The 14,978-nt window shown below is 73.9% G+C and carries 12 protein-coding genes; 10 read left to right on the top strand and 2 right to left on the bottom strand.

Annotated features, from left to right (window positions below):
- Positions 1 to 166: 166 nt before the first annotated feature.
- Complete coding sequence (locus EBM89_RS16360) at positions 167 to 445, bottom strand: HPr family phosphocarrier protein (protein WP_122150719.1); 279 nt, start codon at positions 443 to 445, stop codon at positions 167 to 169.
- Positions 446 to 769: 324 nt separating this feature from the next.
- Between EBM89_RS16360 and EBM89_RS16355 the strand changes: the two genes are divergently transcribed.
- From EBM89_RS16355 to EBM89_RS16325, 3 genes are read left to right on the top strand one after another with little or no spacing between them, the layout of a single operon-like run.
- Complete coding sequence (locus EBM89_RS16355; RefSeq protein WP_158609701.1) at positions 770 to 1,594, top strand: PRD domain-containing protein; 825 nt, start codon at positions 770 to 772, stop codon at positions 1,592 to 1,594.
- Positions 1,595 to 1,647: 53 nt separating this feature from the next.
- Complete coding sequence (locus tag EBM89_RS21405; RefSeq protein WP_158609700.1) at positions 1,648 to 3,585, top strand: glucose PTS transporter subunit IIA; 1,938 nt, start codon at positions 1,648 to 1,650, stop codon at positions 3,583 to 3,585.
- Positions 3,582 to 5,048 carry a family 1 glycosylhydrolase gene (locus tag EBM89_RS16325; RefSeq protein ID WP_122150714.1) on the top strand — a complete coding sequence of 489 codons (1,467 nt, stop codon included), beginning with the start codon at positions 3,582 to 3,584 and terminating at the stop codon, positions 5,046 to 5,048. The genes EBM89_RS21405 and EBM89_RS16325 overlap by 4 nt, the downstream gene beginning before the upstream one ends.
- A gap of 84 nt (positions 5,049 to 5,132) precedes the next feature.
- Here EBM89_RS16325 and EBM89_RS16320 read toward each other — a convergent pair whose 3' ends face one another.
- Entirely contained in the window at positions 5,133 to 5,567 is a 435-nt protein-coding gene (locus EBM89_RS16320) for a VOC family protein (protein WP_122150713.1), read from the bottom strand.
- 234 nt (positions 5,568 to 5,801) lie between these two features.
- Here EBM89_RS16320 and glmU point away from each other — a divergent pair, with 234 nt between their 5' ends.
- From glmU to EBM89_RS16285, 7 genes are all read left to right on the top strand, one after another.
- Positions 5,802 to 7,469 carry a bifunctional UDP-N-acetylglucosamine diphosphorylase/glucosamine-1-phosphate N-acetyltransferase GlmU gene (gene glmU / locus EBM89_RS16315; RefSeq protein WP_122150712.1) on the top strand — a complete coding sequence of 556 codons (1,668 nt, stop codon included), beginning with the start codon at positions 5,802 to 5,804 and terminating at the stop codon, positions 7,467 to 7,469.
- Positions 7,466 to 8,449, top strand: coding sequence for a ribose-phosphate diphosphokinase (locus EBM89_RS16310; protein ID WP_122150711.1), 984 nt, complete (start codon positions 7,466 to 7,468; stop codon positions 8,447 to 8,449). Before glmU ends, EBM89_RS16310 begins: the two co-directional genes overlap by 4 nt.
- Positions 8,450 to 8,751: 302 nt before the next feature.
- Complete coding sequence (locus tag EBM89_RS16305) at positions 8,752 to 9,375, top strand: 50S ribosomal protein L25/general stress protein Ctc (protein ID WP_122150710.1); 624 nt, start codon at positions 8,752 to 8,754, stop codon at positions 9,373 to 9,375.
- 118 nt (positions 9,376 to 9,493) lie between these two features.
- On the top strand, positions 9,494 to 10,117 hold the full coding sequence (gene pth / locus EBM89_RS16300) for an aminoacyl-tRNA hydrolase (RefSeq protein ID WP_122150709.1): 624 nt from the start codon (positions 9,494 to 9,496) through the stop codon (positions 10,115 to 10,117).
- A gap of 262 nt (positions 10,118 to 10,379) precedes the next feature.
- Positions 10,380 to 11,939 (top strand): sugar transferase, encoded by a 1,560-nt coding sequence (locus EBM89_RS16295; RefSeq protein WP_122150708.1) that lies wholly within the window; start codon positions 10,380 to 10,382, stop codon positions 11,937 to 11,939.
- Positions 11,926 to 13,137, top strand: a complete 1,212-nt coding sequence (locus EBM89_RS16290; protein WP_122150707.1) for a glycosyltransferase — start codon at positions 11,926 to 11,928, stop codon at positions 13,135 to 13,137. Before EBM89_RS16295 ends, EBM89_RS16290 begins: the two co-directional genes overlap by 14 nt.
- Entirely contained in the window at positions 13,134 to 14,963 is a 1,830-nt protein-coding gene (locus EBM89_RS16285; RefSeq protein WP_122150706.1) for a polysaccharide biosynthesis tyrosine autokinase, read from the top strand. Before EBM89_RS16290 ends, EBM89_RS16285 begins: the two co-directional genes overlap by 4 nt.
- Positions 14,964 to 14,978 lie beyond the last annotated feature (15 nt).

The following is a 14,978-nucleotide window of genomic DNA, read 5'->3' as shown; positions in this document are numbered from 1 at the left end:
CGCAGCCGGGCCTCGGCGGCGTCGGCGTCAGCGGGGGCGGGCTCGTCGGCGGGGACCTGCGGGGGCGCGGCGACCAGGGCGACCGGCGCGACGGCGCAGCCGCGCCCCACGCCGATGCCGGTCAGGACGCCCGTCGCACCGGCCCCGTCGGCGGTGCGGGCGGCGGTCATGCCTGGGCCACCGCGTCGAGGTCGCTCTCCAGCAGGGCGGCGAGCTCGTCGAGCAGGGTCTCGGCGTCGGCCGACTCCGAGGTGAGCTCGACCTCCTCGCCGTGCTCCAGCTTCATGCCCATGAGCATGAGGATGCTCGACGCGTCCACGGCGGGCTGGCCGACGCGGGCGATCTGCACCGGGTGGCCGCCCGCGGCGACGGCCCCGGTCACCAGGGAGGCGGGGCGGGCGTGCAGACCGGAGGCGGTCGCGACTCGTGCTCGGCGTCGAAGCATCGGTGGTTCCCTTCGTCGTCGGCCGCCCGGCGTCGGACGGCCGTCCAGGGCAACAAAAAAGACCTGAGGCCCCGACGCACGCCGGTTCCTCAGGTCTTGCCTGATCCTGCTCAGTGACAACCCTGGTGGCCCAGTTGTACGCGCGCCGCTCGCGCCGCGTCAAACGGGCCGGGCGGCGCAGCGGGTGAAGTCCTGACCCGCGTGGTTGTCAGCCACAGGCCCGGGTGTTAGCGTCCTCGCGGCTTGTCACTGCGCACGCAGGCAACACCACCGCCGAGGCCAAAGAGGGCCCCGGTAGAGCAGGTCTGCAACGGGGTGAGAAGCGTGAAGGTGCGGCGCATCCTCAACAACAACGTCGTGGCCGCGGTGGACGCCGCCGGCCGGGACGTGATCGTGGTCGGCAAGGCCATCGGCTTCCAGGGCAAGCCTGGCGACACGATCGACGAGAAGCGCGTGGAGTCGGTCTTCCGGGTCCGCGACGACGCCGTCGGCAACCACCTCGCGTCGATCGTGGGCACGATCCCGCCGGAGATCCTCCAGGTCACCGCGGACATCGTCACGGTCGCGCGCCGTTCGCTGGGCCGCGAGTTCGGGGACGGCATCTTCGCGTCCCTGGCCGACCACCTCGTGTACGCCGTGCAGCGGGTGCGGGAGGGGATCTCCCTCGCCAACCCGCTGGCGGTCGAGGTGCGGACCATCCACCGCGAGGAGTACCTCTTCGCGCGGTCCGCCGTGATGATCCTCAACAAGCAGCTCGGGGTGACCTTCACCGACGACGAGGCCGTGAACATCGCGTTGCACTTCGTGAACGCGACGGTCGGCGGCTCGTCCGAGAAGACGGCCCGCCTCATGGCGTTCCTGCACGACGTGCTCGGCGTCGTGCGGGACGAGCTGGGCATCGCGGACGACGACGACCGGCACGCCTACCTCCGCTTCGCGACCCACCTGCGCTTCCTCGCGCAGCGCGTGGTCGACGGCGAGGTCGAGGACGGCGGCGACCCGAAGCTGCACGCGTTCCTCGTGGAGCAGCAGCCCCGGGCGTTCGCCGTGGTGGACCAGGTCGCGGCCGTCGTCGCGGAGCGGCACGGACACGTCATGACCCTGCAGGAGCGGACCTACCTCGGTCTGCACCTGTCGAACCTGCTCTGAACCCCTCCCACTCCCGTGCCCGCCAGGGGCGCGGGGTCCCTCAGGAGCATCCTGTGACGTACGAGAAGGACGCCGCCGCGATCGTCGCGGCCGTCGGCGGCGAGGAGAACATCACCTCGCTCTACCACTGCGTGACCCGGCTGCGGTTCGCCCTGGTCGACCGGTCCCGCGTGGACGAGGCGGCCGTGCGGGCCGTCGGCGCCGTGCAGGCGATCAACGACAGCGGCGCGCAGTTCCAGGTGATCATCGGCAACGACGTGCCGAAGGTGTTCGCGGCGGTCAAGGCCACGCACCCGGGCCTGGTCGCCAAGGTCAACGACCCCAACGCCGACGACGCGCCCGCGGACACCGCCGCCGCGTCGGGCGGCTCGATCCGGGACCGGTTCTTCGGGTTCCTGTCGAAGACGTTCCCGCCGCTGCTGCCCGCCATCGCCGGTGCCGGTCTCATCAAGGGTCTGCTCGCGCTGGCCGTGTGGCTGGGCTGGATGTCGACCGAGACGCAGACCTACCAGCTGCTGTTCGCGCTCGGCGACGCGTTCTTCTTCTTCCTGCCCGTGATGATCGCGATCTCCGCGGCCCGCACGTTCCAGACCAACGTGTTCGTCGCGGCGGCGCTGTCCTCCGCGCTGGTGTACCCGAACCTGGCGGCGCTGCTCGCCGCGGGCGAGCCCGTGACGTTCCTCGGGCTCCCGGTCACGGCGACCACCTACTCGTACACGGTGATCCCGTCGCTGCTGGCGGTGTGGGCGCTGTCCTGGGTCGAGCGGCTGCTCAAGCGGTGGCTGCCCGCCGCACTGCACCTCAGCGTCGTCCCGCTGGTCAGCATGGTCGTGGTCGGACCGATCACCCTCGTGGCGCTCGGCCCGCTCGGCGCCATCATCGGCGACCAGATCTCCGGCGGCCTGAACTGGCTGCTCACCCACGGCGGCGTCTTCTCCGGCATCCTGCTGGGCGGCCTGATGTCCCTGATCATCATGACCGGCATGCACGCGGCCCTGGTGCCGTTCATCCTCGGCAACCTCGCGACGCTCGGCAGCGACCCGTTCCTGCCCCTGACCTACGTCCAGGTGTTCTCCGTCGCCGGCGCGCTGTTCGCCGTCGCGATCCGCGCGCGCTCCAAGCAGGTCCGCGCGACCTCGCTGTCCACCGGCTTCACTGCCCTGATGGGCGTCACCGAGCCGGGTCTGTTCGGCCTGCTGCTGCCGATGCGCCGGGTGTTCCTCGGCAGCATGATCGGCGGCGCCGCCGGTGGCGCCATCGCGCTGGGCTTCGGCGCGCAGGCGTACGCGCTCGTCGGCAACTCCGGTCTGCCGGGTCTGCCCGGCCTGGCCGGTCCCGCGTTCGGCTGGACCGTTGCCTCGCTGGCCGTGGCGTTCGTCGGCTCGCTGGTCGCCGTGCTGCTGCTCGGCTTCGACGAGTCCCCGCTGACCCGGACCGCCGCTGCCGCCACCCCCGCGGCCACCCCCGTCGCCGCGCCGGTGGACGAGCACGCCGCCGTCACCGCCGAGGGCTCCGGCCCCCGCGTCGCCTCCCCGGTCGCCGGGACCGTCGTCCCGCTGGCCGACGTCGCCGACCCCGCGTTCGCGCGCGGCACGATGGGCAAGGGCGTCGCCGTGCTCCCGTCCGACGGCGAGATCGTCTCCCCGGTGTCCGGCACCGTCGTCACGGTGTTCGGCACGAAGCACGTCGTCGGCCTGCGGTCGGACGACGGCGTCGAGGTGCTGGTGCACGTCGGCATCGACACCGTGAACCTCGGCGGCACGGGCTTCACGGCGCACGTCGCGGACGGCGACCGGGTCACCGTCGGGCAGCGCCTGCTGACCGTCGACCTGCCCGCCGTCGCGGCCACCCACGACACGACGACCGTCGTCGTCATCACCAACTCGACCGCGTTCGCGGGCGTCGAGCCGGTCGCCACGGGCACCGTGGCCGCCGCCGCCGCGCTGCTGGCCGTCGAGACGCTCGAGCACGCCCTGGAGGCCACCCGATGACCCACTTCCCCGACGACTTCCTCTGGGGCGTCGCGTTCGCCGCCAACCAGGTCGAGGGCGGCTTCGAGGCGGGCGGCAAGGGCTGGTCCACCGCCGACGTCGTGCCGTTCCGCTCCCCGGAGGCGCGCAACTACACCGCGCTCGAGGCCCTGATGCGGGCCTCGGACGAGGAGATCGCCACGGCCCGCACGGTGAGGGACGGCACGGGCTACCCGAAGCGGTACGGCGTCGACTTCTACGGCCGGTACCGCGAGGACGTAGAGCTGTTCGCCGAGCTCGGGATCAAGGCCCTGCGCCTGTCGATCGCGTGGACCCGGATCTTCCCGAACGGGGACGAGGCGGAGCCCAACCAGGCCGGTCTCGACTTCTACAGCGACCTGTTCACGTTGCTGCGCGAGAAGGGCATCGAGCCGATCGTGACCCTGTCGCACTACGAGATGCCGCTGGCGCTCGTGGCCGACGGGCGCGGCGGCTGGTCCGAGCGCGGCGTCATCGACCTGTACACCCGGTACGTCGAGGCCGTCGTGCGCGAGCTGCACCCGCTCGTGACCTACTGGCTGACGTTCAACGAGATCAACACGACGCTGCTGGAGCCGTACACCGGCGGCGGCGTGGTGACCCGCGAGGGCGAGGACACCGAGGCGAAGTCCTGGCAGGCGCTGCACCACCAGTACGTCGCCAGCGCCCGGGCCGTGCGGATCATCAAGGACATCGACCCGTCCGCGCAGGTCGGCTGCATGCTCGCCCGCATGCTGCACTACCCGGCCACCAGCGCCCCGGACGACGTCCTGGAGGCCCTGGAGGCCAACGACCTCAACCTCATGCACACCGACGTCCAGGTGCGCGGCGCGTACCCGACGTTCGTGCCGCGCCTGCTGGCGACGAAGGGCATCGAGGTCGTCGTGGAGGACGGCGACGCCGCGGAGCTCGCGGCGGGCACGGTCGACTTCCTGTCGTTCAGCTACTACATGTCGCTGGTGTCGGCGGCCGACCCGTCCCAGTACGGGATCACCGGCGGCAACATCTTCTCCAGCATCCGCAACCCCCACCTGGAGGTCACCGACTGGGGCGTGCACCACGACCCCGTCGGCCTGCGGATCGCGCTGCGCGACATGTGGGACCGGTACCAGGTGCCGCTGTTCGTCGTGGAGAACGGCCTCGGCGCCAAGGACGAGGTCGCGCCGGACGGCTCGATCGACGACCCGTACCGGATCCACTACCTGAAGACGCACGTGCAGCAGATCGGCGAGGCCATCGCCGACGGCGTGCCGGTGCTCGGCTACACCGCGTGGGGCGGCCTGGACATCCTCGCGGCGTCCACGTCGCAGATGTCCAAGCGGTACGGCCTCATCTACGTCGACCAGGACGACCACGGCAACGGGACGCTGGCCCGGACGCGCAAGTCGTCCTTCGGCTGGTACCAGCGCGTGATCGCCACGAACGGCGCGTCGCTGGCCGACTGAGCCCGGCCGGAGACGACCGATGACGACCCGGTCTCGGCGGGCCCCCTGCACCCGCCGAGGCCGGGTCCCGGCGTGCCCGGGGGCTCAGCCCACGAAGATGCAGAACGGGTGCCCGTCCGGGTCCGCGAAGACGTACAGCGGCTCGTCCGGGTCCTCGCGCCGGTCGAGCAGCACGCGGGCGCCCAGCGCCTCCGCCCGCGCCCGCTGCGCGTCCAGGGTCGCGGTGTCCGGCACCGTCATGTCCAGGTGCAGCTGCTGCGGCACGGCGGGGTCGGGCCAGGTCGGCGGCGTGATCTCCGGCACCTTCTGGAACGCCAGCGGCCACAGCCCCTCGCCGTGCAGCACGAGCCAGTCCGCGCCGCGGGCGTCGGGCTCGCCGGGTGCGGGCGGCTCGTCCCCGGAGCGGTAGGCCAGGCCCAGCAGCGCCCGGTAGAACTCCGCGAGCCGCCGCGGATCGGTCGTGTCCAGCACGGTCTGCACCACCCGGGGGTGGGTCGTCGTCGGGTCGGTCTGCGCCATGACGGGTCGCCTCCTCGCCTCGCGGGTGCGACCGCCGGGCGGTGGTGCGCACCCGCCCATGATCGACCCGCTCGTCCCCGCGCGCCCGGGCGTACCCCGCCCGCTGCGTCCACAGCCGGGACGGTCCCGCGACGGGCGCCCCCGTCGCGGCGGTAGAGTGCGTGAGCGCACGACGTCCCCGCCCGGTCTCGCCCCACGGCGAGCGGGCAGACCTCTCAGAGGGAGCACCCCCAGGTGACCACCCCCCGCCCCGCTGCGGTCATCGTCCTCGCCGCAGGTGAGGGCACCCGGATGCGATCGGCCACACCCAAGGTCCTGCACACCCTCGCGGGCCGCTCGATGCTCGGCCACGCGCTGGCCGCCGCGCAGGCGCTGGACCCGCGCCGCACGGCCGTCGTGGTGCGCCACGAGCGCGACCTCGTCGCGGCGCACGCCCGCGAGCTGCTGCCGCAGGTGCTGGTCGCCGACCAGGACGACGTCCCCGGCACCGGCCGCGCCGTGCAGTGCGCGCTCGGTGTGCTGGACGCCGCCGCGCAGGCCGACGCGGCCTCGGCCGGCGACGGCCCGGGCGAGCCCGGCGCCGCCGCGCACGTGCTCGTGGAGGGCCCGGTCGTGGTCCTCGCGGGCGACATCCCGCTGCTGGACGGCGAGACGCTGGGCGAGCTGCTCGCCGCGCACGCCGCCGACGGCAACGCGGTCACGGTGCTCACCACCGAGGTCGCCGAGCCCACCGGGTACGGCCGCATCCTGCGCGCCGCGCCGGACGCCCCCGACGCCGGCGACGTGCTCGGCATCGTGGAGGAGAAGGACGCGACCGACGCCCAGCGCGCCATCGCGGAGATCAACTCCTCGGTCTACGTCTTCGACGCCGCCGTGCTGCGCGGCGCCTTCGGCCGGCTCGGGCGCGACAACGCGCAGGGCGAGGTCTACCTGACGGACGTGCTCGCCATCGCCCGCGGCGACGGCGGCCGGGTGCGGGCGCTGCGCACCGACGACCCCGTGCTGGTCGAGGGCGTCAACGACCGCGCCCAGCTCGCGGTGCTGCGCGCCGAGCTCAACCGCCGCGTGCTGGACGGCTGGATGCGCTCCGGCGTGACGGTCGTCGACCCGGCGACCACGTGGGTCGACGTCGACGTGGACCTCGCGCAGGACGTGACGCTGCTGCCCGGCACCCAGCTGCTCGGTGCGACCTCGGTCGCGACCGGCGCCACGGTCGGCCCGGACACCACGCTCGAGGACGTCGAGGTGCACGAGGGCGCGACCGTCGTGCGGACGCACGGGTCGCTGGCCGTCATCGGCGCGGGCGCCACCGTCGGGCCGTTCGCCTACCTGCGTCCCGGCACTGTCCTGGGCGAGCGCGGCAAGATCGGCACCTTCGTGGAGACCAAGAACGCCGAGATCGGCGCCGGGTCCAAGGTGCCGCACCTGTCCTACGTCGGCGACGCGACCATCGGCGTCGAGACGAACATCGGTGCGGCCAGCGTCTTCGTCAACTACGACGGCGTGCGCAAGCACCGCACCACGATCGGCTCGTACGCCCGCACCGGCTCGGACAACATGTTCGTCGCCCCGGTGTCCGTCGGCGACGGCGCCTACACCGGCGCCGGCTCCGTGATCCGGCACGACGTGCCCTCGGGCGCGCTGGCGGTCAGCGCCGGCGCCCAGCGCAACATCGAGGGCTGGGTCGCCCGCTCCCGCCCCGGCACGCCCGCCGCGGAGGCCGCCGCCCGCGCCCGCACCGACCACGACGGCCTGTCCCCGCAGGCCCGCGCCGAGCGCGAGCGCGCCGGCCGGCCCGCCGAGGACGGCGCCGCGGTCTGGACCACCCCGCCCCCGACTCTGCCGGACCACCCGGCCGAGCTGCCCGACGCCCAGCCCAGCACGGAGGACACCGCACGATGACCGGGATCGTCTCGCAGGACGGTGAGAAGCGACTCGTCCTGGTCTCGGGTCGCGCGCACCCCGAGCTCGCCGCCGCCGTGGCCAAGAGCCTCGACATCGACCTGCTGCCCACCACGGCGTACGACTTCGCGAACGGCGAGATCTACGTGCGGTTCGCCGAGTCGGTGCGCGGCGCGGACGTCTTCGTCCTGCAGAGCCACGCGGCCCCCATCAACCAGTGGGTCATGGAGCAGCTGCTCATGGTCGACGCGCTCAAGCGCGCCTCGGCCAAGACCATCACGGTGATCGCGCCGTTCTACGGGTACGCCCGGCAGGACAAGAAGCACCGCGGCCGCGAGCCGATCTCGGCCCGCCTCATGGCGGACCTGTTCCGCACCGCGGGCGCCGACCGCCTCATGAGCGTCGACCTGCACGCCGCGCAGATCCAGGGCTTCTTCGACGGCCCGGTCGACCACCTGTGGGCCATGCCGATCCTCACGGAGTACGTGCGGACCCGCGTCGACGTGCAGAACGTCACCGTCGTGTCCCCGGACGCCGGTCGCATCCGCGTGGCCGAGCTCTGGGCGCAGAAGCTCGGCGGCGGCCCGCTGGCCTTCGTGCACAAGTCGCGCGACATCCGCCAGCCCAACAAGACCGTCGCGAACCGCGTCGTCGGCGACGTCGAGGGCCGCACCTGCGTGCTCGTCGACGACCTCATCGACACCGCCGGGACCATCGCCGGGGCCGTGCGCGTCCTGGTCGAGGCCGGGGCGAAGGACGTCATCGTCGCGGCGACCCACGGCGTGCTGTCCGACCCGGCGACCGACCGGCTGCAGCAGTGCGGGGCCCGCGAGGTCATCGTCACCGACACCCTGCCGATCCCGGAGGAGCACCGGTTCGAGAAGCTGACGGTGCTGTCCATCGCGCCGCTGCTGGGCCGCGCGATCCGCGAGGTCTTCGACGACGGGTCGGTCACGAGCCTGTTCGACGGCCAGTCCTGACCTGACGCCGACCGCGAGGCCCGCCGCTCCGATCCCGGGGCGGCGGGCCTCGCGTCGTGCGGGGACGGTCCGGCTCGACGTGCGCCCCGCCAGGGGCCCGCGGCACCTGCCCACGGGTTTGGGCGGGGGAGCGCGGGCCGCTACCATGGGGAAGTTGCCTCGGCGAGGGAGGTCGGACGGTCACCGGTGCGAACCGGGCCTCCGCTCCGTGATCGACTGGGTGGAAGCGCCTCCGCGTCCCGTCCTGCGTCCCGCGTCGAGGCCACCACACGTCGCCACCGCCCCGTCTGCTTGGAGTCACCGTGTCCGAGAACAAGCTCGCCGCCACCACCCGCACCGAGTTCGGCAAGGGTGCCGCCCGTCGTCTGCGCCGCGCGCACCAGATCCCCGCCGTCCTGTACGGCCACGGCACCGAGCCGGTCCACGTCGCCCTGCCGGGCCACGAGACGATGCTCGCGCTCAAGGGCGCCGCGAACGCGCTGTTCTCCATCGAGGTCGACGGCAAGGCCGTCCTCGCCCTGGCGAAGGACGTCCAGCGCGACCCGGTCAAGCAGGTCATCGAGCACGTCGACCTGCTGATCGTCCGCAAGGGCGAGAAGGTCTCCGTCGAGGTCCCCGTCACCGTCACCGGCGAGTCGGCCCCCGGCACCATCCACCTGGTCGAGACCCAGGCGCTGGCGCTCGAGGCCGAGGCCACGCACCTGCCCGAGCACGTCGAGGTCTCCATCGAGGGCCTCGAGGCCGGCACCGCCATCACCGCCGGCGAGATCACGCTGCCGAAGGGCTCCACCCTGGAGACCGACGCCGAGACCGTCGTCGTGACCGTCACCGTCCCGCAGGTCACCGCCGACGACCTGGCCGCCGACGAGGCGCAGGCCGAGCTCGCCGAGGCGCAGTCCGCCGCCTCCGAGGCCGCCGCGGAGTGACCCGCCCGGTGCGCCGCGCGCGCACCGACCGTGCTGCGACGCCCGGTACCGTGCGAACGGTGCCGGGCGTCCGGCATGTCAGGACCCTGCACGGGACGACGAAGGGAGCGGCGCCGCGATGAGCGACGGGCGCTGGTTGGTGGTCGGGCTGGGCAACCCCGGGCCGCAGTACGCCGGGAACCGGCACAACGTCGGGCAGATGGTGCTCGACGAGCTCGCGCGCCGCGCCGGGTCGCCGTTCTCCGCCAAGGGCGGCGGGCTGCTGTCGCGGCGCCCGCAGGCCGCGACCGCCGAGGTGCGGATCGGGACGGGTCCCGGTGGTGTCCCGGGTCCGCGGGCCGTGCTCGCCAAGCCGACCACGTACATGAACACGTCCGGCGGCCCGGTCGCCGCCCTGGCCCGGTACTACGACGTGCCGGCCGACCACGTCGTGATGGTGCACGACGAGCTCGACATCCCGTTCGGCGACGTGCGCCTGAAGATCGGCGGCGGCGAGGGCGGGCACAACGGCCTGCGCGACACCACCAAGGCGCTCGGCACCAAGGACTACCTGCGGGTGCGGGTCGGCATCGGCCGCCCGCCGGGGCGGATGGACGTCGCGGACTTCGTGCTGCGGGACTTCGCGAAGCCCGAGCAGAAGGAGCTGCCGTTCCTGGTCGACGACGCCGCGGACGCGGTCGAGCTGCTGGTCACGGAGGGCCTGGAGAAGGCGCAGCTGAAGTTCCACACCCGCACCCCCTGACCCGCGCGGCGCCGCGCGCCCCGCGCGCGCCGAGGTCGGGGGAACGGCACGAGGTCGTCACATCGGATGTGACGACCTCGTCGCGTACCCCCGACCTCGGGCGCCGCACCGCGAGCCGCGTCGCATCGCGGCACGTCAGCGTGACGGCGCTCGGCCATACGGGTGTGAAAGGGGTGAAAACGGACATCTAGGGCGGACTAGGACAAACCCGCTGATATAGCCTCAACTCACACCACAACGAGGCTGCCCAGGGGGACCCAGCATGAGCCTGCTCGACGATCACGACGTGTCGCGCTCCGCCGAGCGCACCGTCGCGGCGACGGGTGACCCGCAGCCGGTCGACCACGACGCCGAGCGCCGCCGCTCCGCCCGGGGACCCCGCCTCTCGTGGGCCTCCGACCGGCCGTTCTACGAGCCGCGCGGCACCGCCGAGCCCTCCGGGTGGCGCAGCCAGCACGCGACGTACCAGATCGAGACGCTCGCCAGGGACACCGTCCTCGCGACCTGCATCCCGACGCTCCTGCTGTTCCTGCTGCACGGGGTCTCGCTGCTCCAGCTCTCCTGGGGCGTGCTCATCGGCCTGCTGTTCATCGCGTTCACCGCGGTCGAGCGCGGCTACGACCGCCAGGTGCTGGGCGACGGCCACCTCGAGTTCGAGGCCGTCATCCGCGGCGGGGTGCTCACCGCGGCCGCCCTCGCGGTCTTCGCGGTCGGCGCCGACGTCGACGTGCCCCGCACCATCGTCTTCGCCGCGCTGCCGCTGGTCGTGCTGGTGCTCATCGTCGCGCGGCACGTCGCCCGGCGCGCCCTGCACCGCCGCCGCGACCACGGCGAGGCCATGCGCCGCACCCTCGTGGTCGGCGACGCCACCTCCATCACGCACGTCGTGGACGACCTCAGTGGCCTGCCGCAGCACGGCTACCACATCGCCGGCGTGTGCGTCCCGTCGTTCGACGGCCCGCTGCCGGGCGTCGGGGTCCCCGTGCTCGGCACGGTCTCGGACGTCGTGCAGGTCGCGGTCGACGGCGAGTTCGACGTCGTCATCGTCACCGGCTCCGAGCTGTCCGGCCAGGCCCTGCGCCGACTGTCCTGGGCGCTGCAGCGCACCCGCACCGAGCTCGTCGTCGCCCCCGGCATCGTGGAGGTCTTCGGGCCGCGCGTCAGCCTGGAGCCCACCGCCGGGCTGTCGCTGATCCACGTCAACGCCGCCGAGTCCCGCCGCTCCCGGCTGGTGGCGAAGCAGGTGTTCGACACCGCCTTCGCGCTCGGCGCGCTGCTGCTGCTCGCGCCCGTCCTCGCGGTCATCGCGCTCGCCGTGAAGATCACCAGCCCCGGTCCGGTGCTGTTCCAGCAGACCCGCATCGGCAAGGAGGGCCGCGAGTTCTCCATGCTGAAGTTCCGGAGCATGGTCGTGGACGCCGAGGAGCGCCTCGCCGAGCTGCGCGCCGCGAACCAGGCCGACGGCCCGCTGTTCAAGATGGACCGCGACCCGCGCATCACCCGCATCGGGCACTTCCTGCGCAAGCACTCGCTGGACGAGCTGCCGCAGCTGATCAACGTCGTCCGCGGCGAGATGGCCCTCGTCGGCCCCCGCCCGCCGCTGGCGCACGAGGTCGCGCAGTACCGCGAGTCCGCCCGCCGCCGCCTGCTCGTCAAGCCCGGCCTCACCGGCCTGTGGCAGATCTCCGGCCGCGCCGACCTGGCGTGGGAGGACGCGGTCAAGCTCGACCTGCGGTACGTCGAGAACTGGTCCATCGCCTTCGACCTGATGATCCTGTGGCGGACCGTGCACGTGGTCGTGAGCGGTCATGGCGGTCGCTGACGGGGTCGCGCTGGCGCACGACTACGCCACGCAGCGGGGCGGTGCCGAGCGCGTCGCCCTGGTGATGGCGGACGCGTTCCCCGGCGCCCCCCTGTACACGACGCTCTACCACCCCGAGGGCACGTTCCCCGAGTTCGGGCCGCTCGACGTGCGGACCAGCCCGCTGGACCGGGTCGGCGCGCTGCGCCGGAACCACCGCCTCGCGCTGCCGCTGCTCGCGCCCGCGGTGCGGGCCACGCCCATCGAGGCCGACGTGGTGCTCGCGTCCTCCACCGGGTGGGCGCACGGCTTCCCGACCACCGGCCGCAAGGTCGTGTACTGCCACGCCCCCGCGCGCTGGCTCTACCAGACCGACCGGTACCTCGGTCCGTCGCGCGGCTCCGGGTCGGGCACCGCGCCCGGGGGGATGCAGCGCCGGGTCGCCGCCGCCGCGCTCGGCGTGCTCGCGCCCGCGCTGCGTCGCTGGGACCGCCGCGCCGCGCACACCGCCGACCGGTACCTCGCCAACTCCACCGTCACCGCGCGGGCCATCCGCGAGGTGTACGGCATCGACGCGGAGATCCTGCCGCCGCCCCCCGCCATGCTGCCGGTCGGGGAGGAGACCCCCGTCGAGGGCGTCGAGCCCGGGTTCCTGCTCTGCGTGGCCCGGCTGCTGCCCTACAAGAACGTCGACGTCGTCGTCGAGGCCGTGCGGCGCACCCCCGGTGCCCGGCTGGTCGTCGTCGGCGACGGCCCCGAGCGCGCCGCCCTGGAGCAGCGCGTGCGGGACCTGCCCCGGGTGCACCTCGCGGGCCGGGTCGACGACGCGCGGCTGCGCTGGCTGTACCGGCACAGCGCCGCCCTGGTCGCCGCGTCCTACGAGGACTACGGCCTGTCCCCGCTGGAGGCCGCCGCCTTCGGCCGCCCGTCCGTCGTGCTGCGCGACGGCGGGTACCTCGACACCGTCCGCGACGGCGTCACCGGGGAGTTCTTCGACGCCCCCGAGCCCGACCTGGTGGCCGAGGCCGCCTCGCGCGCGCTGGCCCGCACCTGGGACTCCTCGGTGCTGACCGCGCACGCCGACGACTTCGCCGCGGCGAAGTTCATCGCGCGGCTGCACGCGATCGTCGCGCAGGAGCGCACGACCGCCACCGGCGCGCCGCGCCCCGCCGCCACGGCCACCGCCGAGCCCGTCCCCACCGAGAGGCCCACGAGATGACCCTGCAGGACATGTTCCGGACCGTGTGGTTCGGCAAGTGGCTGGTCCTGGTGTCCGTCCTGGCCGCCCTCGGCGGCGCGTACCTGTACGCGTCCGGGCAGGAGCCGGAGTACGCGAGCTCGACCACCGTGCAGCTCGTCGACGCCGAGACCCTCGGCGCCGCGGGCGTCCGCCTGGAGAGCGACCCGAGCCTCGTCACCAGCGACGCCGTCACCGAGGCCGCCGCCGAGGAGCTCGGCGACCCCGACCTCGCGGGCACGCTCGCGGGCCGCGCGTCCGCCGAGTACGCGGTCGACAACCCCAGCAACGTCGTCATCACCGTGACCGGCACCGACTCCGGCGACGTCGTGGACTGGGCCAACGCCGTCGGCGCCGCCTACGTCGCCGCGCTGCAGTCCCAGTTCGACGCCGACCTCGCCCAGATGCAGGAGCGCCTCGACGGGCTGTCGGGCAGCATCGACCAGCAGCAGAAGGCCATCACCGAGGCCCGCCGCGCCACGGCCGCCGCGTCGGTCGGCTCGACCGCGCCCGTCGACCCGGTCGACGGCCTGCTCGAGGCCCAGTACTCGACCACGATGGACCAGTACCAGACGCTGTCCGGCCAGCTCACGCAGGCCCAGCTGCTCGCGTCGCCCGCGACCATCCTGCAGAACGCCGTGCACGCCACCCTCGTGAGCATCCCGGCGAGCCTGGTCTACGCCGTCGCCGCGCTCGCCGGCGTGCTGGTCGGCATCGGCCTCGCGGTGCTGCGCCGCGGCCTGGACACCAAGGTCCGCACCTCGGGCGCCGCCCGCCGCAGCGCCGGTGCCCCGGTGCTCGCCCGCCTGTCCGGCACGGCCGCCGCGCTCAAGTCCTCGGAGTCCGAGGGCACCCTGCCCGTCGCCCGCCGCGAGGCCACCGCGTACACGCGGTCGGTCCGCGAGCTGCGCACCGCCCTGCAGGCCGCCGTCGAGAACGACTCCGGCTCCGCCGTCATCGTCGTGACCGCCGCCGACGTCGAGACCCCGCGCTCGTTCGTCGCCGCCAACCTCGCCGCCTCCTGGGCGCTGTCCGGCCGCAGCGTCGTCGTCCTGTCCGGCGACCTGCGCCAGCCCCGCCTCAACGCGCTGCTGCCCGCGTCCGCCGACGCCCCCGCCCGCACCGGGCAGGGTGCCCGCGCCCGCACCGCCGCGGTGCCCACCGCCATCCCGCACCTGTCCGTGCACCCGGCGCTGCGCACCGAGCTGGACCCCGCCGACTTCCTCGCCTCCGACGAGGTGCGCGCGCTGGTCGAGCAGCTGCGGGCCACCGCGGACGTCGTCATCATCGACGCCCCGCCGATGCTGGTCGCCGCCGACGCGACCATCCTCGGGTCCTACGCCGACGGCGTGCTGCTGGCCGTCACCATCGGGCACACCCCGATGGGGGCCGTCGAAGAGTCCGCCGAGCGCCTGCGGGCCGCCAACGCCGCGCTGCTGGGCCTCGCGCTCGACGGCTCGGACGAGGGCCGCCAGGTCACCTACGAGGCGACGTACGCCTACGCCGGGTCCGGCGAGGGCGAGGACGTCGTGCCCGAGGCCGAGACCGACGCGGCCGAGGCCGTCGAGGACGCCGAGGAGACCGAGAAGCCGGCCGGGCGCACCCCGCGCCGCACGGCTGAGGTTGAGGTCGAGGACGCCGACACCGGGTCCGCCGAGCAGGCCGAGGACGACGCCGCTACGACGGAGGCGGACGAGCGGCCCGCGCGCGGGCACCGCTCGGGCGACCGCGCCGCGACCGCCGAGGGCGACGTCCCGACGGCCGCCGGGGCGAAGGACCGCGCGCCGGCCGTCGCCGAGTCCGCCTGACCGTGCCCGCCGGCG

Source organism: Cellulomonas triticagri, from assembly GCF_003696205.1.
GTDB classification, from domain to species: Bacteria; Actinomycetota; Actinomycetes; order Actinomycetales; family Cellulomonadaceae; genus Cellulomonas; species Cellulomonas triticagri.
The sequence above is the reverse complement of the archived record's forward strand: the minus strand, read 5'-3'. Positions and strand labels throughout refer to the sequence as shown.

Excerpts from the sequence above, each read along its gene's own strand:
- EBM89_RS16360 (WP_122150719.1), bottom strand. The coding sequence starts at position 445 with ATGCTTCGACGCCGAGCACGAGTCGCGACCGCCTCCGGTCTGCACGCC.
- EBM89_RS16325 (WP_122150714.1), top strand. The coding sequence starts at position 3,582 with ATGACCCACTTCCCCGACGACTTCCTCTGGGGCGTCGCGTTCGCCGCC.
- EBM89_RS16320 (WP_122150713.1), bottom strand. The coding sequence starts at position 5,567 with ATGGCGCAGACCGACCCGACGACGACCCACCCCCGGGTGGTGCAGACC.
- EBM89_RS16310 (WP_122150711.1), top strand. The coding sequence starts at position 7,466 with ATGACCGGGATCGTCTCGCAGGACGGTGAGAAGCGACTCGTCCTGGTC.
- pth (WP_122150709.1), top strand. The coding sequence starts at position 9,494 with ATGAGCGACGGGCGCTGGTTGGTGGTCGGGCTGGGCAACCCCGGGCCG.
- EBM89_RS16295 (WP_122150708.1), top strand. The coding sequence starts at position 10,380 with ATGAGCCTGCTCGACGATCACGACGTGTCGCGCTCCGCCGAGCGCACC.
- EBM89_RS16290 (WP_122150707.1), top strand. The coding sequence starts at position 11,926 with ATGGCGGTCGCTGACGGGGTCGCGCTGGCGCACGACTACGCCACGCAG.
- EBM89_RS16285 (WP_122150706.1), top strand. The coding sequence starts at position 13,134 with ATGACCCTGCAGGACATGTTCCGGACCGTGTGGTTCGGCAAGTGGCTG.